Annotated in this window: 22 protein-coding genes; 11 read left to right on the forward strand and 11 right to left on the reverse strand. The window is 46.7% G+C overall.

The genetic code is table 11. The features are described 5' to 3' along the window. Complete coding sequence (locus K2Q26_07425) at positions 1–801, forward strand: DUF2799 domain-containing protein (GenBank protein MBY0315333.1); 801 nt, start codon at positions 1–3, stop codon at positions 799–801. Positions 802–807: 6 nt separating this feature from the next. On the opposite strand, the gene K2Q26_07430 is transcribed toward K2Q26_07425, so the two are convergent. The 6 genes from K2Q26_07430 to K2Q26_07455 form a co-directional block, all read right to left on the reverse strand. Further along, on the reverse strand, positions 808–1,641 hold the full coding sequence (locus tag K2Q26_07430; protein ID MBY0315334.1) for an OmpA family protein: 834 nt from the start codon (positions 1,639–1,641) through the stop codon (positions 808–810). A 2-nt stretch (positions 1,642–1,643) separates the two neighbouring features. Further along, positions 1,644–2,396, reverse strand: coding sequence for a flagellar motor protein (locus tag K2Q26_07435; GenBank protein MBY0315335.1), 753 nt, complete (start codon positions 2,394–2,396; stop codon positions 1,644–1,646). A gap of 251 nt (positions 2,397–2,647) precedes the next feature. Continuing rightward, a complete protein-coding gene (locus K2Q26_07440; protein ID MBY0315336.1) occupies positions 2,648–5,332 on the reverse strand; it encodes a valine--tRNA ligase in 2,685 nt (894 codons plus the stop codon). Next, positions 5,329–6,564: an MFS transporter gene (locus K2Q26_07445; protein ID MBY0315337.1), complete on the reverse strand. Its 1,236-nt coding sequence runs from the start codon at positions 6,562–6,564 to the stop codon at positions 5,329–5,331. Before K2Q26_07445 ends, K2Q26_07440 begins: the two co-directional genes overlap by 4 nt. Positions 6,565–6,615: 51 nt before the next feature. Continuing rightward, entirely contained in the window at positions 6,616–7,218 is a 603-nt protein-coding gene (locus K2Q26_07450) for a DivIVA domain-containing protein (GenBank protein MBY0315338.1), read from the reverse strand. 106 nt (positions 7,219–7,324) lie between these two features. Next, positions 7,325–8,329, reverse strand: coding sequence for a hypothetical protein (locus K2Q26_07455; protein ID MBY0315339.1), 1,005 nt, complete (start codon positions 8,327–8,329; stop codon positions 7,325–7,327). 159 nt (positions 8,330–8,488) lie between these two features. On the opposite strand from K2Q26_07455, the gene K2Q26_07460 reads away from it, so the two are divergent. Continuing rightward, positions 8,489–8,944 (forward strand): hypothetical protein, encoded by a 456-nt coding sequence (locus K2Q26_07460; GenBank protein ID MBY0315340.1) that lies wholly within the window; start codon positions 8,489–8,491, stop codon positions 8,942–8,944. Between the two features lie 48 nt (positions 8,945–8,992). Here the strand turns inward: K2Q26_07460 and K2Q26_07465 are convergent, their stop codons facing one another. Together K2Q26_07465 and K2Q26_07470 are read right to left on the reverse strand one after the other, a co-directional pair. Further along, positions 8,993–9,808, reverse strand: a complete 816-nt coding sequence (locus K2Q26_07465; protein ID MBY0315341.1) for a pyrroline-5-carboxylate reductase — start codon at positions 9,806–9,808, stop codon at positions 8,993–8,995. Then, a complete protein-coding gene (locus tag K2Q26_07470) occupies positions 9,789–10,406 on the reverse strand; it encodes a Maf family protein (GenBank protein ID MBY0315342.1) in 618 nt (205 codons plus the stop codon). The genes K2Q26_07465 and K2Q26_07470 overlap by 20 nt, the downstream gene beginning before the upstream one ends. A gap of 29 nt (positions 10,407–10,435) precedes the next feature. On the opposite strand from K2Q26_07470, the gene K2Q26_07475 reads away from it, so the two are divergent. Genes K2Q26_07475 through K2Q26_07500 form a run of 6 tightly spaced genes read left to right on the forward strand, consistent with a single transcriptional unit; the run spans position 10,436 to position 17,034 of the window. Next, positions 10,436–11,335 carry a type II secretion system F family protein gene (locus tag K2Q26_07475; GenBank protein MBY0315343.1) on the forward strand — a complete coding sequence of 300 codons (900 nt, stop codon included), beginning with the start codon at positions 10,436–10,438 and terminating at the stop codon, positions 11,333–11,335. Continuing rightward, positions 11,335–11,676: a DUF192 domain-containing protein gene (locus K2Q26_07480; GenBank protein MBY0315344.1), complete on the forward strand. Its 342-nt coding sequence runs from the start codon at positions 11,335–11,337 to the stop codon at positions 11,674–11,676. The genes K2Q26_07475 and K2Q26_07480 overlap by 1 nt, the downstream gene beginning before the upstream one ends. Next, positions 11,663–13,327 (forward strand): FHA domain-containing protein, encoded by a 1,665-nt coding sequence (locus tag K2Q26_07485; GenBank protein ID MBY0315345.1) that lies wholly within the window; start codon positions 11,663–11,665, stop codon positions 13,325–13,327. The genes K2Q26_07480 and K2Q26_07485 overlap by 14 nt, the downstream gene beginning before the upstream one ends. Further along, positions 13,324–14,346, forward strand: coding sequence for an FHA domain-containing protein (locus K2Q26_07490; GenBank protein ID MBY0315346.1), 1,023 nt, complete (start codon positions 13,324–13,326; stop codon positions 14,344–14,346). The genes K2Q26_07485 and K2Q26_07490 overlap by 4 nt, the downstream gene beginning before the upstream one ends. Then, complete coding sequence (locus K2Q26_07495) at positions 14,327–16,312, forward strand: FHA domain-containing protein (GenBank protein ID MBY0315347.1); 1,986 nt, start codon at positions 14,327–14,329, stop codon at positions 16,310–16,312. The genes K2Q26_07490 and K2Q26_07495 overlap by 20 nt, the downstream gene beginning before the upstream one ends. Next, positions 16,312–17,034, forward strand: coding sequence for a hypothetical protein (locus K2Q26_07500; protein ID MBY0315348.1), 723 nt, complete (start codon positions 16,312–16,314; stop codon positions 17,032–17,034). The genes K2Q26_07495 and K2Q26_07500 overlap by 1 nt, the downstream gene beginning before the upstream one ends. A gap of 41 nt (positions 17,035–17,075) precedes the next feature. Here the strand turns inward: K2Q26_07500 and kdsA are convergent, their stop codons facing one another. Further along, a complete protein-coding gene (gene kdsA / locus K2Q26_07505) occupies positions 17,076–17,927 on the reverse strand; it encodes a 3-deoxy-8-phosphooctulonate synthase (GenBank protein ID MBY0315349.1) in 852 nt (283 codons plus the stop codon). 159 nt (positions 17,928–18,086) lie between these two features. Then, positions 18,087–19,865, reverse strand: coding sequence for an LTA synthase family protein (locus K2Q26_07510; protein MBY0315350.1), 1,779 nt, complete (start codon positions 19,863–19,865; stop codon positions 18,087–18,089). On the opposite strand from K2Q26_07510, the gene K2Q26_07515 reads away from it, so the two are divergent. The 3 genes from K2Q26_07515 to K2Q26_07525 all read left to right on the forward strand — a co-directional run bounded on the left by K2Q26_07515 (position 19,864) and on the right by K2Q26_07525 (position 21,306). After that, on the forward strand, positions 19,864–20,568 hold the full coding sequence (locus tag K2Q26_07515) for a MotA/TolQ/ExbB proton channel family protein (GenBank protein ID MBY0315351.1): 705 nt from the start codon (positions 19,864–19,866) through the stop codon (positions 20,566–20,568). The genes K2Q26_07510 and K2Q26_07515 overlap by 2 nt on opposite strands. 4 nt (positions 20,569–20,572) lie before the next feature. Beyond that, positions 20,573–20,983 (forward strand): biopolymer transporter ExbD, encoded by a 411-nt coding sequence (locus K2Q26_07520; GenBank protein ID MBY0315352.1) that lies wholly within the window; start codon positions 20,573–20,575, stop codon positions 20,981–20,983. Between the two features lie 158 nt (positions 20,984–21,141). After that, entirely contained in the window at positions 21,142–21,306 is a 165-nt protein-coding gene (locus tag K2Q26_07525; GenBank protein MBY0315353.1) for a hypothetical protein, read from the forward strand. On the opposite strand, the gene K2Q26_07530 is transcribed toward K2Q26_07525, so the two are convergent. Beyond that, positions 21,303–21,845, reverse strand: coding sequence for a hypothetical protein (locus tag K2Q26_07530; protein MBY0315354.1), 543 nt, complete (start codon positions 21,843–21,845; stop codon positions 21,303–21,305). The genes K2Q26_07525 and K2Q26_07530 overlap by 4 nt on opposite strands.

Raw genomic sequence — 21,845 nt, forward strand, 5'->3', positions numbered from 1 at the left:
ATGAAGAAATTTATTTTTATTCTCACTTCTTTTGTTTTTGTCATTGGCTGCTCGAGCTACTTCACTCGTAAAGGTTGCGAAAAAGTAAATTGGTTTCAGCATGCCCACAACGTGGCGATGGATGGAAAACGCCTCGAGGAAGATCCACGCATCCGTGAATGCGAAAAAGCAGAGACGGAAATCAATTCAGAAGAGCTCGATCGTGGTTTTAAATCAGGCATGGAAAACTACTGCAAACTCGAAACAGCTTACTCCAAGGGCTCCACCGGCGAAGGATTTAATTTCGAGTTTTGCGATTATAACATGCTCACCAAACTGAAAGTTCGCCATGGCGATGGAATTAAAAAATTCTGCACTCCCGAGAACGGTTATTTGATCGGCACCCAGGGAATCCCTTATAAAAATCAATGCAATAAAGAGAGCGAACCGGCGTTTATGGCCAAATATAAAAAGGGTCGCCAAATTTATTTAAAGAATAAACTCGCCTCTAACCAGTCTCAAGTTCAAGCTCTCGATAACGAAATTCGCGAGCAACAAAATCTGCGGCAAAATACTTTGCATCGTCAGGCAATGCTTCCAAGAAGCCAAGTCGTTACTAAAAATAAGCACTTTGATCCGGCAACGAACTCCTACAAGGAACAAACGGTGGTGACGGAGGATCCTAATATTCAGCGCCAGCGAGAGGAGCTGGAATGGGAACTTCGCAGTATCAATCAACGAATTCAAGAAAAGATCAATCAACAGGGGCAGCTTCGCGCCGACTCCGATAAACTTCGCAATGAATTAGAAGGCGTCAACTAAGACGACTTAAAGACCATAAGTGACGATGATTTCAATCCGACGGTTTTTAGCACGATTGTAGATCGAATCGTTTTTAGCGATCGGCTTGGTCGCGCCATAAGATTCAATAATCACGCGTTCCTCTAACGTATTCGCATACCTCACGAGCTGCTCCACCACCGCGTTAGCTCGTGCCGATGAGAGAGCCCAGTTGTTCTTAAATTCCGAATCCGGTGGGAGCTTTTGGTCGTCAGTGTGTCCCGCCACCTGAATCCGCCCTTTAACATCCAAAAGGACGGAGGCGAGTTTCTTGAGAATCGGCTGAAAGCTGTCTTGAATATCCGCTTTGCCTACGGGAAATGAAATATTCTCCTCGAAACGAATAATAATACTTTTAGTTTGCTCCGTCCGGGCGATCTTAATTTTTCCGTTTTCGATCTCTTCTTTTAGGGCAGCATAGATGGTTGCTAAGTTCTTTTTGAACTGTTTTTCCTCCATGGCTAGCTGGATCTTACGATTGCGATCGGTTTCGTTTTTGATCGCTTCCATGGTGGGGTCTTTGATAGAACCGGCGGAGGTATCAATTCCCACCGATGTTCCTGAGGTCGATACACCTTTTTTAAGGAAGCTGGTCCCCAGATGAGTTTGGTGACTGAAAATCTTAGAGCCCCCTTCTCCGGGGCCGCTGAGATTCATGTGCTCGCGCACCGAATCTTCAAATTCCTTCGCTTTCGACTGATCCTTGTTGGAGGTTGCATACAACACCACGAAGAATGCAAAAAGCAGAGTAATAAAATCGGCGTAAGACACTAGCCACCGTTCGTGGTTCTCGTGCTCTTCGTGTTTCTTTTTCAACGCCATTTTTAGCCTGCTTTAGTGCCGGTAAAGGCGCGAAGTTTTTGTTCGATAATTTTCGGATTGATATTCGCACCGATCATTAATGCGCCTTCAAGGAGGGCCATTCGCTCGATCACGTGGTGATGAGCTTTCTTCTTAATTTTATTCCCGGCGGGAAGGAAAAACAAATTCGCGGCTCCCACTCCATAGACCGTAGCCACGAACGCGACCGCAATCCCGGGACCTAATTTAGACGGATCGGAAAGGTTATTCATCACGTGAATCAACCCTAAAACCGCACCGATAATTCCAATCGTCGGGGCGAAACCACCGGCATCCGTCCACACCTTTGCGCCCGCATTGATCTCGTCTTCTTCGAGCTGAATGCGTGTTTCAAAAATTTCCCGAACGTTATTTGCGTCAATACCGTCAATGATAGCGGCAATGGCGTCTCGAAAAAAACCATTACCGATCTTTTCGAGGCGCTTCTCTAAAGCTAAAATAGATTCTTTTTTTGCGATTTGCGCGCACTCAAGAACTTCTTGCAGATCGTGTTCGATATCATGCTTCTTATCAAAGAAAACTCTTCCGAAATACTTGAGGCCACCCTTGATCTCTTTCATCGTGTTCGAAATGAAAACCGTACCAGCCGTTCCACCGAGAACGATGATCGCTGCCGTGAGCTGCATGAGGGATTCCGTATGTCCACCCTCCATGATGTTTCCACCGAGAATGGCTCCTAAACCAATCACAACCCCTAGAATCGACGCTATATCCATGATGTTTCCAACTTGTTTGAGATTAAAAATTTAGTATGTTTACTCCCCTTAATTTACCCGAATCTCTCTCTCATATCACTGCCCAATCAATTCGTCTGGACTTCTCAAAGAGACATTCTGGCCTATAGACTAAGGGAATAGCCGAGCTAGATCGGCAGAGGGCGTAAATAGGGATAACCAATAAAAAATCCCGAAACTCTATGGAATGCAAGACTAACTACCGATAGAGTTTCGAGACCTTGATACAGTTTTTATACAACGCCTAAACGCTTTAAAGAAGCTTCCATACCGGTGATTTTCGATTTCAATTCGACGAGGAGAGCTTGATCCTTTTCCACGATATCGGCCGGGGCATTTTTCATAAACTTTTCGTTGCCGAGCTTATTATTGATGACCTGGACGTCTTTATTTACTTTTTCGATGGCCTTTTTAAGGCGCTTAATTTCCTCTTCGATATCTACTAGACCCTCGAGAGGTACTATCACATCGATGTGAATGTCACCAAGACGCAAAGGAGCCACAGCGCATTTCGCCAGAGAATCTTTCGGCTTAGCGTGGAGCTCTTCGAGATTTGCCAAGCGCATGATTTCCGTTTGATTGTGCAGAATGATCTTTTGGCTTTGCTCATCTGAAGGAACTACCCAAGTTTTCATTTTAAGACCCGGCTTAATTTGATTCTCACCGCGAATATTTCTCAAAGTCGTGATGATTTCCATCACCAACTTCATTTCGTTCGCTGCTGTCTCGGAACCGAGTGAAAGCCATGCCGAATCATTCTTCACCGTCGGGTAATCGTCGATAATACACGCCTCACCTTTATTCGGAAGCTTCTGATAAATTTCTTCGGTCACAAACGGAATAAATGGATGCAACAGGCGCACAACACGATTCAGAGTCTGCGCGAGCACGAGCTGAGTCATTTGTTTTTGCTGCCCTTCAGTTTTGTAAAGAACGGGTTTTGAAAACTCTAGATACCAGTCGCAGAGTTCGTGCCACACAAACGAATAGAGGGCATTCGCCGCATCTGAGATGCGCATTTCGTTAAGAGCTGTATCCACTTCTTTGGTGACTTCCTGAGTGCGATAGATCAACCACTTGTCGGCCGTCGAGAAATCATTCGGGTTCCACGCTTTGTACGATTTGAGATCAGGCATATCGGCCATGTTCTGCAAACTAAAGCGCGTCGCATTCCAAAGCTTGTTAATAAAATTACGGTAACCCTCTAAGCGCTCCATGGAAAATTTAAGATCTTTCCCTGTCGCCATCTGCGCCATTAAAGTAAATCGTAAAGCATCCGCACCCGATTCATTGATAAGTTCTACGGGATCAATGGAGTTACCCAAAGATTTAGACATTTTTCGTCCATCGGAATCACGAATCAACCCGTGCACGTAAACTTTCCTAAACGGCACATCACCCATGTTTTCGACACCCATCATGATCATGCGAGCGACCCAAAAGAAAATAATATCGTGGCCGGTCACTAAAACATCCGTAGGATAAAAGGTTTTGAGCGCTTCCGTTTTGTTCGGCCAACCGAGCGTACTAAAAGGCCATAGAGCAGAACTAAACCATGTATCGAGGACGTCTTCCTCCTGAGAAATATTTTTGCTCCCGCACTTCTCACACTGGGTTGGATCTTTTTCTTCCACGGTGATGTGTTGGCAGTCCGAACAGTTCCACGCCGGGATTCTATGCCCCCACCACAACTGCCGAGACACGCACCAATCCTGGATGTTGTTCATCCAGTGCAAATAAGTTTTCACCCACATCTCGGGTTCGAATTGGATGGATCCGTTTTCTACCGCGTGACGAGCCGGGGCCGAGATGTCTTTCATGCGCGCAAACCACTGCTCCGACATGAAGGGTTCGACCACCGCGCCTGTGCGATCACAAAATCCCACGGAGTGGGAGATGGGCTCGGTCTTCACCAGAAAGCCACCTTCTTCCAATTCGATGAGAATCCGTTTGCGAGCCTCCTGAACAGAAAGACCAGCATACTTAGGAACGGTATCGTTAAGTGTTCCGTCTTTATTGAGAATATTAATAAAAGGAAGCTTGTGCTTTTTACCTAACTCATAATCATTAAAGTCATGAGCCGGAGTCACTTTGAGGGCCCCACTTCCAAACTCTTTGTCCACGTAAGCGTCGGCGATGATCGGAACTTTACGAAGAGCGAGTGGCACAATAATGGGTCGACCGACAAGATGTGCATAACGTTCGTCCTCGGGATGCACACAAACCGCGGTGTCCCCTAACATCGTCTCGGGGCGAGTTGTGGCAATAGTAATAAACTCATCACTGCCATCAATCGGATAACGAATGTGCCAGATGCTACTCTTGACATCTTTATGGACCACCTCGAGATCCGAAATCGCCGACTGAAGAGGCGATGACCAATTGACTAACTTTTCACCTTTATAGATCTGACCTTTTTTATATAACTGAACGAATACTTTTCTTACCGCTTGAGATACGCCTTCGTCTAACGTAAAGACCTTACGATCCCAATCCACCGAATCACCGAGCTTTTTCATTTGCTCGTAGATGCGCTCGCCATAAGTGTTTTTCCATTGCCAGATTTTTTCGACGAAAGCTTCGCGCCCATAATCGTGTCGAGTCTTTTTTTCTTCTTTGTAAATGAGCTTTTCAACAACAGCTTGAGTGGCGATTCCCGCATGATCCGTCCCCGGAACCCAAAGAGCATTGTATCCCGACATTCTTTTCCAACGGATCAAAACATCCTGAATCGTATGATCTAGCGCGTGCCCCATGTGGAGAAAGCCTGTGACGTTCGGCGGAGGGAGAATAATGCAGAATGGGATTTTCGTCGATTTATCTTCGGCACGAAAATAATCTTTCTTCATCCACCATTGATAAATGCGATCTTCCACCTCTTGAGGTGAGTAACGATCTGAGAGTTGGTTTTCGCTCATGCTGGAGTCCTTTCAGATAACTGATCTGGCAAAAATGAGTATTCTAAAATTAAAGCAAATATTCCTATGACTGTAAAACACGCAGCGGCTAAAAACGGACTGCCCATACTGTAATGACTGTAGAGCCAGCCACCCACCACCGGCCCAATAATTCGCCCGAGAGAGGCCGCACTTTGCGAAGATCCCATCACTGCCCCTTGATCTTTGGCGCTCGTGAGTAAGCTGACCATTCCTAAGAGCGAAGGACGAACAAAACCATTCCCCACCGCGAGAAAAGTCATGGCCACGGCCAACCAAGGAATCGAAGTCGCCACCGAGATCATAGCAAAAGCGATGGTCATGCCCGCTAATCCTAACATCAGTGTTCGACGCTCACCCCACAAAGGAATGAATCTCCGAACCAAAAGACCTTGAGTCAAAGCCATCATCAAACCGACCACACCAAAACCAACACCCGACTCCATCAGCCCCCAACCAAAACGATCGGCGACAAAGGGAAACAGCATCACTTCCATTAAAGGCATCGCCACGTTGGTCACGAAGAAAACAAAAATCAACCGATTCACAGTGCGCGTACCGAAAGATCCACGCCACCAACGCAACGGCTCGTGATGAGCTACAGTTTTTTCCCCATGGTTTAAAGTCTCGGGAAGAGAGAAGTCGGCCCAAACGAAATTGAGGAATGTAATTAAAAACGCCATCAGGCTCGGAAAGAAGATTCCAAAGGGAGGTTGATCGCCCAGAAGTTTCCCCGCATAACCAAAAGCGCTCCCTAAAGTCGGGCCAATAATAAAACCAATTCCAAACGCCGCTCCGATCAGTCCCATACCGCTCGCACGGTCTTTTTCGGTGGTGATGTCCGCCATGTAAGCATGAGCGGTTGAGATATTGGCCGCAAAGACTCCCGCGACAGCTCGACAGATAAAGAGAAACCACAGGTTGGGAGCGAAGGCCATCGCTAAGTAAGAGAGGCTTCCGCCCAAAAGACTCAACAATAAAATGGGACGACGACCATAACGATCGCTTAATTTCCCCCAAATTGGCGCAAAAATAAACTGCATGATGGAGTAGATCGACATCAGCCAACCAATTTGCAGAGCCGAAGCCTCAAAATATTTGGCTATGAACGGACTGAGCGTGATGTAAATCCCAAAACCAATGAGATCAATGAAGACCGTTAGAAATATGATTTTCTTTGCAGAAGAATGAGACTCGGGACGTTGATTTTTCATCAGCGTCGGTTGTATCCCATATTAGCCGCCGAGCCTACTTGAGTGGGGTTTTTATGCGGTGCCAAACGTGTAAGGAGTCATGATGTCTTTGTCCTCGATCACCACGTCTCGGCCAGCTTCCACGCCGGCTTCTGCGTTAGAGTCTCTACGGCTCTCGCGGCGAGGCTCGCGATGTGTTTCCTTGTCGGCGACCACAGGGTCTGCAAAAACTTTATGGCCTTGATCAAGGAGATGGATATGAGCCTCCATCATCGAACGGAGGTTGGTCTCAAACTGCATGCGGGCCCGCTTGAGCTCCGAGATCTCATGATACATTCTTTTCAGGGCATCACGGGCGTCGACCACCATCATCTCGGCGCGCTGTTTGGCATCGCCAATGATCAATTGAGCTTCGCGCTCAGCATCTTCGCGGAATTGATCCGACATTTTAGAAGCGGCTTGAATCGTATGTCGCAAAGCTTGATCTCGCTCGACATACTCCACCATTTCTTTATCTTTGCGTGCGATATCTTCTTTGAGTTTTTCTTTATCGCGCACCAGTTCTTCCATTTGATCGGCCACATCTCGCAAAAAGTCGTAAACTTCCTGGGGATCCAGACCCATCATTTTTTTGGAAAACGTTTTATGTGTAATGTCTAATGGAGCTATTCTCATCCCGACCCTCCCTGGCCTTCTCAATAACATAACAAGAAAGACGAGAGGGAATATAGGACTAAAGCGGGGTTTCAGGACCAAGGTCGATAACCCGAGATGCGAGGTTTTACGGAGGCGTTGGGTCGTGAGCGCGGTGGTGCCGACCCAGGGGAAAACTGACATCCCACATTCCGCTCGAATGATCGGGCAGAAAATAAAATTGAGTGGCATCGACACCATAGGGAACACGGCGCTCAAACTCAGGCAGTCGACCTTCAAGGCCTTGAGTCAACGCCCATCGATAGAGCGATTCGTAATGAGGTGGCGTTAAAATCCACTCTTTGAGTGCCCGATGAAGGACGTCTAAATTGAGGCCGGTGGTCGCGACAGAACCTAAATTGTCTAGGAAATCACCGGCGGTCTTAATCCGTGACGGAAGATTAAATCGATTCATTTTGACAAAATCCTCAATCAATTGAGGTTTCCACGTCGCAAAAAAAGAAATCATTTCATGGGCGCTCCAAAAGCGCGGAACAATAAGGTCGAATTCGCTGCGGTTTTTAGAGGAGAGCACCAATTGCGAGCCGAAGCGTTGAGGAGAATGTTCAAAAGGGACCGAGGAGCGATCATGAATAATGACCTTAAACCCAACGGTCCCACTTTCTTGAACTAGGGTCGTATAGAAACTCGCCTCTTGAGGGAAGCCGTGACGAACCATATCCCTTGAATTCACGATCGGAGGAAAGACGCCTTTCCCAAAATCCAGGTAAGGTCGAACATAAAAAAACTCAACCTCCTTCGGGGTGATAGGTGAACTTGTAGACATTGAGTTGAGAACACCTTTGTAATTCTCTACATTTTTAATACTGAGTTCGTTAAGCACTTGGACCGGATCGAAGCTAGCGAGTTCAGGAGTCGCTCTCAATTTAGAGAGTTCTAATCTTAAATAATTGGACCTTTTCTCAAGGGTGGGGTTTTTCATTCGCTGCCAAAAATCAAAAATGAACTGGGGCTCGGCTCGAGAACTGCGTTGTCGGGCCCAAGCCTCGGCGGTTTGAGTCTCGGCCGTTGTCATTGGAGGAGACGTCACGGACAGAAAAATATGTAAACAAGAGGAGGCGACAATGTTCATACAAACTGTTTTAGTTGTGGCTTTTGAGAGAGTCAAAACGAGAGCCGACCTCGAAAATTTTACAATTCTCCGCTTATTTGATGATCGCCAATTCAACTGAGGTATTAACTTGAGCCAACAAAAAGACCTCACCCCCAAGGTTTAAAGGAGATCCCCCGTATGAAAACCCTCACATTTTTCGCCGTTATTTTGACTTCATTTTTGGCCTCTGCCCACTTCGATCAGGTGGCTTACCCTCAGGAAACGCAACTGGTATTTCGCGTGAACTATCAAGGCCCCGGTCAGTACGACCAAAATGTGGTATCGACGGTCACCAACCCTCAACACATTGACTGGTTGATTGCGGATTTAGGCGTGCCCGTCGGTGTTTGTTTCAACGGATATGCTCAAGACGTTTTTGATATCGTCGTTGCAATGGCGAAAGCATCGAATCGTTTGGACATCACGGTTAAGTCTGGAAAGATTGCTGTAGATTATACGAGCGTCGGCGATCCAAGTGTGGTCGAGGGAATGAAAGTTCTTGTTCCTAGTCCTTACGCCTTCGGCGCGCCTGCCGAAACTGAGTACCTCGTTCGCCCTTGTAATCGCGTCACTAAACCTCAATACAGACACTAAAAATTAAACTCAATTGAGACGAAAAAAAGGAAGCCGAGAGCTTCCTTTTTAATTTTTACCGTTACCCAGTTCGCGAAAGCGGAGCGCCGCTTTGTTAAAACTCATTCGCATCAAACCTTCAACTTCGAGCGACCGCATGGACTCCAATCCTGCGGCCGTCATTCCCTTTTTGGAAACAACTTTGTTTTGTAAATCTTCGAAGGAATCCACTGAATTTTCAGCGAGCTGTGCGGCCCCTAAAAATGTTTGAGTGACAATGGCTCGCGCGAGCTCGGGCTCGAGGCCATGCTCTACGATCCACTCTTGCCAGTACGACATCAACTCAAAAACAAAACCAGTCCCACTGGAGCTCGCCACGGTGAACGCTTCGAAGGGATCACCCTCTTCCAGAGAGATTGTCAGACCAATCGGAGAAAATAATTCTTGCATGAGACCGTCGTAAACTGAGTCTTTACTGACAAACCCGATCACGCCCTTTTGCACATTCACTGCTGTATTCATCATCACGCGATGTAAACTTCCCTCGGGAAAAAATTTTCGCAACGAAGATAGATCCACACCAGCTACGAGACTAATTAGAATTGTTTCCGGAACCATTGAACTTGAAAACTGCTCGGCCGCCTCTTGCAAATCTTGAGGCTTTACCGCGAGAAGAATAATGTTGCATTGTTCGGCCAGCTCTTCATTGCTGTGAGCAATCTGAATCGGGTAATTTTTTGTGAGCTTTTCTAGCTTCCCCGCAGAGCGATTAGTAACGCTAATTTGCGCAGGGGTCAGAGTCCCAGAGTCGATCCAACCTTTGATAATGGCTTGGCCCATGTTACCGGCACCAATGATGCCTACTTTACGATTTTTTAGAAACATTTTTCCCCTTTGTGGCCAAAACCCAACCCTTGTTTTTTATCACTTGGTCGATTTGCTGTATAGGTAATCCCGCAATATTTTCCAAAGTTCCCGTAAAAGTTTCGACAAAGTGGCGACCTAAACTTTGAATTCCATAGGAGCCGGCTTTATCCATGGGGTCACCGGTAGCGATATAGTCACGAATTTCTTGGTCGGAGAGGGGTCTAAATTTGACGTCGGAAACACTATGCCCCACAACTGGAGGGGTATTGTAGGGCCACAAGCAGTAGGCGGTAATCACCTGATGATGGGTTCCCGAAAGTTTTTTGAGAGTCCTAAAGGCGTCTTCCTGGTCCTTGGGCTTACCGATCTCCTGGCCGTTTTGGTAGACGATCGTGTCGGCAGAAAGGATTAAATAGGTCCCTGCACCCTCAAGTTTTCCCGACTGGACCAAGGCCTGTGCTTTACGCTGAGCCAAGTCCTCAACTGCACATTCAATACTCAGGTTTTTATCAAGAATTTCCGATATTTCAATAGGGATTGTGTCGAACACAAAACCCCACTGTTCAAGAAAGAATTTTCGTCGTGGCGATTTGGAAGCAAGGACGAGGTTGAACATGTGGGTAGTGTAAACACAAAAAAAAATTTATGGCTATGGATATATTACTTTATCTAGGTATGTTTTTGGCGGGAGCGTCGATCTATTGGTTCGTCTATTCCCTTTTTGCTGCGAATGAAGACAGCAAGGCTTTGTCTTGGGCCACGGGAACTGAACCTAAAAAATCTAAATCTCCGATCATCAACTTTTCGCGGCCGCTGGTGCATCAATTCACTCTCAAATATGCGCAGCGAATTAAGAGCGAAAAGATTCGAAGCAACATCGAGTACAAAATTATCACGGGCGGTCTACAATCCGAGCTCAACGTCGATGAATTCATCGGACTTAAATATCTCTGGGGAATTATGTTTCCCATCGTGCTTATCCTTTTAAACTTTGCCCTACAGTTGGGCTATCCATGGCCGATTGTTTTTATTCTCGCCCCTATTGGATATATGATTCCCGATTTCCACGCCAACGCCCAAAAGAAAAAGCGTGCGGCGGAAGTGATTATCGATCTGCCATTTTTCATCGAACTTCTCGCGCTATCCACACAGGCCGGAGCCGATTTCTTTATTGCGATTAAAAAAATTATCGAAAAGGCAGAAAACAGTGTTCTCGCTGAAGAGCTCAACCGAGTTCTCCAAGACAATAACCTGGGTACCTCTCGCGAAAAAGCCATGAAGGACATGGCCTACCGTCTCGACATCCCGGAGGTCACAAGCTTCGTCAACGTGATCAACGATGCCGGCGCGACGGGCGCCAGTGTCAGTGGCGTTCTGAAAGATCACGCCGAACAGATGCGGATGGAACGATTTGTACGCGCCGAAAAAGCGGGGGCTCGGGCGTCGCAGGCGATGTTGATTCCGATGATGATGTTTATTTTACCAGCAGTATTTATCATCGTGTTTGCTCCGGTTGCTCTGCAATTTATCTATGGAGGCAAGTAGTGAAGCTGATCAATAAAACTTCACAAAATGAAATTTGCTCTCGCGTGATCACTGCCGACTCCTTTGGGGCGCGCAGCAAGGGTCTTATCGGAACTAAAACTTTCGATGACTCGGCCTTATTTATTGCCGGCTGCAACTGGATCCATACATTTTTTATGTCCATCCCTATCGACGTTCTTTATGTGGACGACGACTTAGTCGTAAAGAAAGTCCAATCGGGATTACGTCCTTGGCGCCTTCCCGCCCCGGTATTTTCGGCGAAAGCCGTGTTCGAACTACCGGCGGGACTCGCTCAGGAAAAAAAGATTAAAGTAGGAGACGCTTTACATGTGGGCGATTAAAATCCTCAATGGGCCACAACAGGGTAAGGTTTTTCCTCTGCAAAAGGGGAATAACATTCTCGGCCGCTCACAAAAAGCCGACATTCGAGTTGCCGATAGTGGCATCTCCAAAAACCATGCGCAGATTTTTGTCACCAACGACAAAGCCATCATTTCCGATTTAAAATCGAGCAATGGAACATTCGTTAATGGTGTCAAAGTTCAAAATCACGGGTTAAAGACCGGCGATAAGATATTAATCAATCAGACTGTCATCACGATTTTTCAGTTGCCTGACAATGTGGTCTTCTCCGATAAGCCTCTTTTGAGTAGCAAAGCGGGGCAAGGGTCAAAACATAACTCGTTGAGCGTGCCTCAACCCGCCTCGATCACGCCATTTTCTCAGGGCGAGACGGGCTTATCTCCCCATGTTCTGCAACAACAACACCAGCACCAACAGCAAATGGCCATCACCCCTGTGATTTCGCAGCACACGGGTCTAGAAAAGGTCATTCACAAAGCCAACAATTATATTGATAACGTGGCTTTGCCACCCATCTACCGCACCACCGAAAAGTTTGAGCTCAAGTATGTTCTGATGATGTTTACCTTGGCTTTTGTGTTTATCGTCACCTTCCTGTCGATCGTGCCCCTCTCGAAGATCGCTCGCGACAGCGTTTTCGAGGAGAGTAAACGTCGGGCCATTTCTCTCGCGCGCAATCTCGAACAGCTCAATCGCAAGGCCCTTGCAGAGGAATCCGATTTAACTCTCAATGTCGATTTTGTCACTCGAGAGCCGGGAGTGGAGAGAGCTCTCATTCTCTCCGCAAGGGGTGGAATATTGGCTCCATCCACTCACTCGGGAAAATATATCAATGATCCGTTTATCGCGAGTTTGAAAAAGACAGACGAAATTAAAACCACTGAAATTAACGATAAACAAATTGGTGCCAGCGTTCCCAGTAAGTTCTACGACCCCGATACTGGCGATACCGTGGTGAAAGCCTATGCCGTCGTGGTTTATAATATTGACGCCCAAGCCGTCGACTTCAAAAGAACGTTGAGCTTATTTATCCAGGTCTTTTTTATTTCGACCCTTATTGGTTTGTTGATCTATTTTGTTCAATACAGAATGTTTTTGCGTCCCTTACAAACTCTCAACGATCAAATGGATGATGCATTAAAGGCCCGCACCAACGATATTCATGTTCCTTTTATGTTAAAACCCTTCCAGGATTTGATTGTTAAAATCAATAGTGCCCTGTCGCAACTCCCGAAGGAGTTTGAAAACAACGAAGCTTTTTCCTCTCAAGCCGACAAGAGTGTCGAAGCGTCGGACGTGGTCAACCTTTTCCCCGTCTTCGCCTTCGCCGTAGATCCGGTGTCGACGCGCTTTATTGCCGTCAATCAACACTTTTATGAACACTCCTGGTTTAATTCCACGGAGATCCTCAATACAAATATAGATGAAATTGCGGAGTCGTCTCTCAATGAAGTTCTCCGCACTTTAGTCATGACCGCGGTGGAAGCTCCCAACACCACTCATTCTCAACAATATAAAACACAAGAAAAAGTCGAGTACGAAATCACCGTCAAAGCGATTTCGGAAAAAGGTCGACTCTCCTACCTTCTCTTTACCGTGATGCAAATTGCAGATGAGGCCGCCGCATGAGTGCAGCCTTACAGGTGCAATCCCCCGACATTCGATTTGTCCTAAAGGTGACCGCAGGTCCCAATAAAGGTGATATTTTTAGAATATCTCCCCCGGGGCTATTGATCGGTCGGGATTCTCTCACTTGTAAAATCGCTCTGTCAGATCCTCGCGTCAGTCGACAGCAATGTCGTATTGATTTCCACCCGCAGGGTATCTCTATTGAAGATCTCAGTGGAAAATCAACCACGTTAGTGAACGGCACTCCCCTTACAAAAATTCATGAGCTCAATCGCGGCGACGAAATTCAAATGGGTGACACTTTTTTTACCTTTGAGGTCATCAGCGATAAAACGGCCGGCGCGCTTCGCCCGGCCACCGAGGGGGGATTTAAACCTCCGACCCCCTACAGTGCTCCCGCGCCACAATACTCGGGTCCGAAAAAATCCTACAAGGGTTATATGATTATCGGTGGCGTTCTTGCCCTCGGAGCCCTCGTCTTCTTTTTACTTCCGACTGCAGCAAAAACAAATTCTACCGCGAAAGTAACAACCAACGAAGTTCTCGACGAAAAAATTCAAAAGGTCATCGAGCAGCAACAGCGCCTCGAAAGCGCTCGAGGCGAGCTGGCGGATGATAAAAGTCAGGGCTACTACAATCACTACACGGCAGAGAAAAATTATATTCGCGGTTTTAGGGATTACCAAAATGGTAAATACTCTCGCGCCATGGAGGCCTTCCAAACAACTTTGGCGGTGGATCCCAATCATGGGAACGCCCGGAGGTACTATCGTCTTGCCGATAAAAAACGCCAAGAGCAGGTGGATCAACAGATGGACCTTGGACTTAAGTATAAGGACAAAAACCAATATAGGCTTTGTGTGGCCGCATTTGCCAAGGTTTTACAGATTATTAATAAGCCGAGCGATAAAAAGTACATATTAGCTAAAGAACAAATTAAAGAATGCCGTCTATGCCAAGGTGGACAATGTTCTCCGGAGAATAAAAAGAAGGAAGTGAATGGCACGTCTCAAAATTAGACGAAATCAAAACGACTACTTCACCCTCGAACTCGAGGACGGGAAGAGCTATAAGATCGGCCGTAAGGACGGCTGTGCGGTCGTTTTACAGCCAGATCCAGGCATTTCGCGAGAACACCTCGAAGTTTACCAAAACGAATTTAAGCAATGGGTGATTAAAAATCTTTCACCCCATCTTCCGATCACCGACATCGATGGCTCCTACGAAATCCTCACTTGCATTCGTCCCACTCACGAATTCTCTGTCAGTCCTTACGACTTTTACCTCACCCAAGAATTTGCTCCCCTACAAACTGATGCTCCGCCTATGGAAAACGCAGTGGCGTCTGAGGATCTTGCTCAGCCCGATCCCGGGGCAGACAAAAAAGATCCCAACATCGATGACGAGTTGTCTTTTGTGGGAAGCGAAGAGAAAACCTCGGATGTATTTCTCGAAGGTGACCCCTACCTCAAATTTATGTATTCCTCTCACTCCGAGTCCATTCGCCTCAAAGGGAATCGATGGACCGCGGGCCGTGATAATATCGCGCAAATTACGCTCAATGATAAAAAAGCAAGCCGCCAACACTTCTCCATCGAAAAAGTGGGGCATGAGTTTTTTATCAAAGATTTAAAAAGTGCCAACGGTACGCTATTAAACGGTCAAGAGTTAAAACCCAACGAGGGAGTTCCTCTCAAGAGTGGTGATATCATTACGGTGAATCAGCTCACCATGATTTTCGAACTTCGGGATTTAGCGTTCTCCGAAAAATTAAAAGATCTTCCTTTGCAAGCTTACTCCGGCCCGATGATTCTAACGTCTCAGGATTGGGACTCCGCTGCGGCCGCTCCTCCTGGAGTTCACGGTCAGCTTCCGGCCCGTCTCTCTCATCAAGAATTGGCCTTACTGTCTGGCCAAGTAGAACGCCTCGAAAAACCAAAAAATATTTTCCGCATGGTTCTTATGGGAATTGTGGCGGTGGTTTTTGTTACCGCTTATTTTATGAATAGCACGCCCACACGAAAAGTGGCGGCCGACCCTAATCTCCCGAAGACTTTCGAATCTTTATCCCCCGAGGAGCAAAAGTTTATAGTGAATGCCTACAAAATGGCAAACTCTCTGTATGAGGCCGACGACGCGAAAGTCGAAAGTGCATTAAGTCAAATTGAGTCCATTCATAAAATTATTCCTAGCTATAAAGACTCCAAAACATTGGAAGTCAAATTTCGTCAGACGTTAGAGACTATCGAGCAGAAGCGTTTCGTCCAAGAGGAATTGAAACGTCAGGAAGAGAATCGTAAACAGGTCGAGACCATTATTTCCGACTGTACGGAAAAATATAAAGATTCTGTGGATCTCGACGGGGCTAAAGATTGTTTAAAGGTCGCGCAAGAGCTGGATCCCGAAAACACCGACGGCCAAGGTCTCATTGCGGGCATTGAGTCGCGCATCAGCCAGGCCCAGCTCGAGGAACAAAAACTTAAAGAGTATAACGAGGCCGTAGCTCGGGGCCGCGACATGTACTACAAAGCTCGAAACCTTCTTCAGAACAATGATTACCAGGAGGCTATGAACGCTTTCTCGTCTCATATGAACTCGAGCCTGCCAGATCCAGATAATCTTAAAAATGCGTCAAAGAGAAGTTTAGCTTCTATCGAAAAGCGCATCTCCTCGCAAAAAAATGGATTCATGGGCAAAGCCCGGTACAACTTGCAAATCGGAAACACCAAAGCCGCTATTCTCGCCGCCGAACAAGCACGGTTAGTGGATCCCTATGATTACGCCATCGCGAACTTTATCGAACAACACAAAAACGAACTTCAAAACCGTATGCGCACGGTTTATCAAAACAGTGTGATCGAAGAGCGCTTTGGGAACGTGGAACTGAGCAAGAATCTCTGGAAAGAAATCATCACGAAAGATGTTCCTAACGGCGAATACTATCATAAAGCGCGACGCAAGCTCCAGCAGTACGGGTTTCAGTAATGAACTTCCAAGAGCGCTCCTACGGTGGAAAACTTTTTAGACCTCGACCTGAGTTCCACATGGCGGAGAACTCCACGCTATTAATCATCGCGACGCCTTGGGGAAATCCTCAGGCGGCCACGGATTTTATCGAAACTGTTTCCACCCAACTCCGAGCCAGCAACGAAAGCAGTGATCAAAACGTCGTCTCCATGCAAATCGAGGGACTCAACGTCAGTGAAACTCTGCTGCGGAAAGCGATATTTAAAGCCCACGACAACGTTCTCGAAAAATTTAATGATCAAGTGCTCAGTGCCGGTGTGGAATTTATTTGTTTTCTAAAAAACGGACCCAACATCACGTGGTTTAAAGTGGGCGCCCCCTTCTTCTGCATTATTCGCGACAAAACCATCATGCCACTCAACCACCCTGTCGATTACTGCTTTGATTATTTAATTCCCGAACAACTTCCAGGGATCAATATCCCTCGCAAAGATCCTCTCCCCGAACCCCCCTTTGCACCGTTACCCAAGCATATGCTGGGGACTCACGAACAACTGCATGTTGAATCAGGAACTCTGCGTGTGTCCAAAGGGGATCGCTTTTTATTTATTAGCCGCAGCTATGTGCCAGGCTCACTCATAGCCATGGACGCCTCAAAAATCACCCTCGACTCCGCAACTCTGACTCTCGCCAAAGACAACGAAGACATGCCCTTCTGGATCGCCCTCGGGGAATACTAGCCACTTTTGCAGCCAGTCTCCATCAAAGTTAAAATCACGAATTAATAATGGATCACTCGGAGTTTGTTGAGTGTTCCCAAAAGCTCTGACATTTCGGCCAGCGGAAGACTGCTCGGTCCGTCGCAAAGAGCTTCGTCAGGACGAGGATGTGTTTCGATGAAGACTCCGTCGACTCCGATGGCCATCGCGGCTTTCGCCAATACTGGAATCATATTGGGACGACCACCGCTCGATGTTCCTGAAGATCCAGGAAGTTGTGTGGAGTGAGAGGCATCCATAATCACTGGGTATCCTAAGTTGCGCATTTCTACGAGTGAAGTCATATCGTTGATTAAGCGGTTGTAGCCAAAAGTGGTTCCGCGCTCGCAGAGAAGAATTTTGTTGTTGCCGGCTTCGGCGATTTTCTCGGCCACGGTCTTCATATCCCAAGGCGCTAGGAATTGCCCTTTTTTCACATGAATGACTTTTCCAGTTTTTGCGGCCGCCACCAAGAGATCAGTTTGGCGACAGAGGAACGCCGGGATTTGAATGACATCCGCCACTTCGGCCACCATGGGCATCTGAATGGTTTCGTGAACATCGGTGAGCACAGGCACATTGAGCTTCGCTTTGACTTTGCGTAAGATATCTAAGCCCTCTTTTTGGCCATGGCCGCGAAAACTTCCGCGACTCGTGCGATTCGCTTTATCGAAGGAGCATTTGAGAATCCACTGAACTTTATGCTCGGTGGTGATTTTTTTAAGCTCCTGCGCCACTTCCATCACCAAGCCTTCGTCTTCCGCAAGGTCAGGACCCGCAAAGAGGACCCAACTTTTGAGGTCGCCCCAAGTAAATTGAGTGCCGTTAAAATCAAAGGAAACTTTATTAGGTAGAGAAGTGTATTTGTAGGCCATTGACGGAAGGTAGCAGACTCCTCAATAGGCTGTCAAAGATCCTTCTCTGCGCTTAGGATGACACTTAAAGAGTTCCGTGGACCCGGTGAAAAACGGAACCTCGAAATGTTACACATCGCTTCCGCAAAAGGTACCGGGTACCTTTTGTTCCTTTTGTTGTTAGAGGAATTCGCCGGTGAGGGAAATTTTATAGCCTTCGACCTTTTTGCGGAGGGGGGCTTTTTCCGGGAGATTCAGATAAAGTTCGGCGTAGGACGGGCCGTAATACTTAAGAGTATTTATATCCCAGTTGAGCTCGTTAATCAGATTCGCGTAGGCCAGCTTTTTGTTGATGAGAAACGTTCTGAATTTGCGCATGAAATTCTTTTCCATCGCCACCGCCTCCTCGGAGTCCTCCATCGAATTTTCCCAATCGAGTAGACTTAAAAAAAGCTCGTCGGAGCAACGAGAATTTCCACGACCTTTGCGCTGAAAATTAAAATAGGTCTCGCAAGCGTTCGTTGTCGAATGACGGTTCTTATTTCCCATATTTTTGGAAGCGACATAATAAATGAGCGAGTCTTTATCACTTGTACGCATTAGATTTTGCCAGTTTTTTTTCCATACCATTTGATCATTGAGAATGGCCGTCGAAACTTCACTGCCGCGACCTTCGTTAATTTGGTCGCCCGACGCCGAGCCCTTGGAGTAGCGATTCCAGTGCACTTTTTGCAAAACGACGTAGAGATCAGGGATCTCGCGAGCGATGGTCTCTTTACTTTCGATCAATTCGGGCATTCGAAAATCGAGCCATTTAAAGTGCTGCGTTCCGATCTGTGTCGCACTCAGCGCGACGCTTTCGGTTCGATCCTCAATGGAATTATAAATTCGCAGTCTCTCGTAAGGGAAAATTAAATATTCATAGGTGCGGAGACTTAATACCGAAGGCCGCGAGAACCACCATGCTCCCCAATCCGAACGGACTTCGATATATTTGCGAGACTCCGCCGGCGCCAACCAGTCCTTCACGGAGGATTCGGTTTTAATTTGGGTCGCGATGAGCTGGTTTAACACGTGACCAATGTCCTCGAGGCTCATCAACTGATCCACCAATTCGGTGGAAGCGATCGGATCGGTTTTAGGTGTTTTTATAAAGACGGGAACATGGACATTCTCTCGGAACAAGTTCTCGCGCCACAAGACGCCTCGGCGAACCTGATCAGGGGCTCCGTTGAGGCCCAAGACAACCAGATAGGAGTTATCCCAGAGTTTTGCACTTTTAAGATCCTGAATAAAGGCGTGGAGGGACTCTCCCACCTCGAGCCGCTGAGCATTTAAAGTTTTTTCACGCTCACGACCCTCATCCGATTTGGTCGATAGAAATGGAAATTGCAAATCAGATACAAAAATGGTGATAAATTGGGACTCTTCTTTGTTTTGCTTGAGAGTTTGAACCGCCGTTTTAAAAAGCTGCTGAGCCGGGCGATACAGCCCTCCATCGGATAAAAATTCGTCATTAAAAATCTCAAATCCCTGAGCTAGCCCTGATTTCGCTAAAATCGGCGGTCCACCGCTCAAAAAGAGCGTCTGATAGCCTTGCTGCAGTGCTTGCTCCGCCACGGTTTGTATGTGAGGGGGTATAAACTGATTTCCGTTGTGGAAAACCCTGTGATCCTTGGAGGGTTTTCCTGATAAAAGGCTCGCCAAACTGCTTTGGGACAAGGTTGAGGGCGTGTAAACGTGAGTAAATCGCAATGAATCTTGGCAAAGTGTGGAAAATCCGTCGTTGTCGTCGGAGTCTTCGAGACAGGAGGCCATTTCGAAGCTCAAAGATTCGACCGCCACCACGATGACATGGGGTTTTTTTTGTAAATCCTGCTGCCAAAACTGACAACTCGTCAGAAGAGTCCCGCTGAGAAGTAAAATAGTGTTTCTGAGGGGCGCGAATCGTTGCATCATGTTTCTTTTATTTGCATTATTTACCACAGCCTTTATAACATACCTTTGCTCTACAAATACAAAGGAGTTAAACACCGTGTCTTTTCAAGGTTTATTCAATCTCGCACAAGGTTTCGCAGAAACAATCCTCTGGATCTTATTGTTCACCAGCGTCGTCAGCGTGGCTATGATCATCGAGCGATTCTTCTCTCTTTCTAAACTCACTCGCCAGAACCGCAAGTTCCGCGCTGAAGCGAAAGAGATCCTCATGACTCAAGATCTCAATAAGCTGGATGCTCTGGCTCAAGACGATTCGCTTCCGCAAAAAGCACTTCGTTACGGCTTAAAGCACACGAAAGCTCACGGCGATAAAGGTCTCGACGAAATGTTCAATAGTTTCGTGATGATCGAAAAACCAAAAATCGATAAATACTTAAACTTTTTGGCCACCGTCGGTTCCAACGCACCTTTCGTAGGTCTTCTTGGAACGGTCATGGGGATCATGAAGGCGTTCAACGATCTCGCACAAAACTCGGCTGCGGGTAACGAAGTCGTTATGTTAGGTATTGCGCACGCTCTTGTCGCTACGGCGATCGGTCTTTTCGTGGCTATTCCTGCGGTTATCGCCTTCAACTACTATCAGAAGATGGTTCGTGAAACTGTACAAACGATTGAAATTGCAAAAGAACTTTGTCTTTCCTACGCGAAAGTGAAGAAAGGATAATTTTATGGGCGCATCTCTCGGAGGTAATAACGACGAACCCATGGCAGATATTAATATCGTGCCGTTCGTCGATATCATTCTCGTGGTTCTGATCATCTTCATGGTGACAGCACCGCTAGTTATGAAGCCGGCCATTGACATCAACTTGCCACAGGCAAGTTCGGGTGAGGTCAAAGAACAAGAAAAAAATATGGAAGTGATGATCGCCGCCAATGGTGACATCTATCTTAACGGTAAGCCATCTTCGATGGACGAACTTAAGAACGAAGCTGGCAATGTTTCGATGAAGAAAGTGGACTCTGGAGCGATTCTTAACGCGGATAAAGCGGTCACTCTCGAGCGTCTGACAGAAGTGATCGACACGATCAAACTTGCTGGAATCAAGAAACTCGCCTTCCAAATTCAAAAGAAGTAATTCAAAATATGAGGCCGTCATCCTGTAGCGCAAAGCTACAGGACTCGACCCGACCCTGTGGAAATTTGGTCTCTCTTTGATCCTATAAACAATCCATTCGCCAATACCCTGGAACCAGCATTGCTATGTATTAAGGCAAGACTCACTGGGAGGGAATTATGCTTTCTGTACAAAAAGTCATTGGCTCTTACAAAAGTGCAATGAACAACAACACGCCTTCTCGCCGACCCACTAAGACGGAAGACACCTCTGCAAATAACTACAAAGACTCTTTTGAGAGTTTGCTTCGGGAAAAAATGCGAAAAAAGATGAAGACGGCTTAGTCTTCGTCTTTAAGAAAGTGGGGATTATCTTCCGGAAATGCCTCACTGGTAAATGCGAGATCCTTCGCCTCAAAGTAGACGCTGATGAAACTCACATAGGCATCTTGTTCGGTCTTAAACTGCTGCTTATTATTGGAGTCTCTTTTTTCCATTTCACAAAACAAACTAAAAGTATGCTTCTTATCCGGTCCATAGAAGTGAGACGCGACTCCTTTAAACTTACCCGTGACACGATCATAGATCGGCAAATGGTTACGATACTTGTAGATACGACCGACAGGATAATGAATTTCCGTGTCATCCGTGACAATCAGCGCCTGAGAGGTCAGTTCGCAAGATACATTTTTATATTTAAATGGAATATCGCGAGAGCCTTTCTCAAACACCACTCCTTTTTCTTTAGCGACGATCAAAGTAGAGCCGTCTCTAAACACCGGAGCGGAGATCTTAGGACCCTTATGGGGAATTTCCTCGTCCTTAGGTGCACTCGAGCAACTGACAACGACGAAAGACAAAGCGAGAACACTTAAAATTTTCAT

It is taken from the genome of Bdellovibrionales bacterium (assembly GCA_019750295.1).
Classification (GTDB): Bacteria; Bdellovibrionota; Bdellovibrionia; order Bdellovibrionales; family JAGQZY01; genus JAIEOS01.

What these genes read in the sequence shown, in the direction of transcription:
- K2Q26_07425 (MBY0315333.1), top strand. Translation starts at nt 1, where the DNA reads ATGAAGAAATTTATTTTTATTCTCACTTCTTTTGTTTTTGTCATTGGC.
- K2Q26_07430 (MBY0315334.1), bottom strand. Translation starts at nt 1,641, where the DNA reads ATGGCGTTGAAAAAGAAACACGAAGAGCACGAGAACCACGAACGGTGG.
- K2Q26_07435 (MBY0315335.1), bottom strand. Translation starts at nt 2,396, where the DNA reads ATGGATATAGCGTCGATTCTAGGGGTTGTGATTGGTTTAGGAGCCATT.
- K2Q26_07440 (MBY0315336.1), bottom strand. Translation starts at nt 5,332, where the DNA reads ATGAGCGAAAACCAACTCTCAGATCGTTACTCACCTCAAGAGGTGGAA.
- K2Q26_07445 (MBY0315337.1), bottom strand. Translation starts at nt 6,564, where the DNA reads ATGAAAAATCAACGTCCCGAGTCTCATTCTTCTGCAAAGAAAATCATA.
- K2Q26_07450 (MBY0315338.1), bottom strand. Translation starts at nt 7,218, where the DNA reads ATGAGAATAGCTCCATTAGACATTACACATAAAACGTTTTCCAAAAAA.
- K2Q26_07455 (MBY0315339.1), bottom strand. Translation starts at nt 8,329, where the DNA reads ATGAACATTGTCGCCTCCTCTTGTTTACATATTTTTCTGTCCGTGACG.
- K2Q26_07460 (MBY0315340.1), top strand. Translation starts at nt 8,489, where the DNA reads ATGAAAACCCTCACATTTTTCGCCGTTATTTTGACTTCATTTTTGGCC.
- K2Q26_07465 (MBY0315341.1), bottom strand. Translation starts at nt 9,808, where the DNA reads ATGTTTCTAAAAAATCGTAAAGTAGGCATCATTGGTGCCGGTAACATG.
- K2Q26_07470 (MBY0315342.1), bottom strand. Translation starts at nt 10,406, where the DNA reads ATGTTCAACCTCGTCCTTGCTTCCAAATCGCCACGACGAAAATTCTTT.
- K2Q26_07475 (MBY0315343.1), top strand. Translation starts at nt 10,436, where the DNA reads ATGGCTATGGATATATTACTTTATCTAGGTATGTTTTTGGCGGGAGCG.
- K2Q26_07485 (MBY0315345.1), top strand. Translation starts at nt 11,663, where the DNA reads ATGTGGGCGATTAAAATCCTCAATGGGCCACAACAGGGTAAGGTTTTT.
- K2Q26_07490 (MBY0315346.1), top strand. Translation starts at nt 13,324, where the DNA reads ATGAGTGCAGCCTTACAGGTGCAATCCCCCGACATTCGATTTGTCCTA.
- K2Q26_07495 (MBY0315347.1), top strand. Translation starts at nt 14,327, where the DNA reads ATGGCACGTCTCAAAATTAGACGAAATCAAAACGACTACTTCACCCTC.
- K2Q26_07500 (MBY0315348.1), top strand. Translation starts at nt 16,312, where the DNA reads ATGAACTTCCAAGAGCGCTCCTACGGTGGAAAACTTTTTAGACCTCGA.
- kdsA (MBY0315349.1), bottom strand. Translation starts at nt 17,927, where the DNA reads ATGGCCTACAAATACACTTCTCTACCTAATAAAGTTTCCTTTGATTTT.
- K2Q26_07515 (MBY0315351.1), top strand. Translation starts at nt 19,864, where the DNA reads ATGTTTCTTTTATTTGCATTATTTACCACAGCCTTTATAACATACCTT.
- K2Q26_07510 (MBY0315350.1), bottom strand. Translation starts at nt 19,865, where the DNA reads ATGATGCAACGATTCGCGCCCCTCAGAAACACTATTTTACTTCTCAGC.
- K2Q26_07520 (MBY0315352.1), top strand. Translation starts at nt 20,573, where the DNA reads ATGGGCGCATCTCTCGGAGGTAATAACGACGAACCCATGGCAGATATT.
- K2Q26_07525 (MBY0315353.1), top strand. Translation starts at nt 21,142, where the DNA reads ATGCTTTCTGTACAAAAAGTCATTGGCTCTTACAAAAGTGCAATGAAC.
- K2Q26_07530 (MBY0315354.1), bottom strand. Translation starts at nt 21,845, where the DNA reads ATGAAAATTTTAAGTGTTCTCGCTTTGTCTTTCGTCGTTGTCAGTTGC.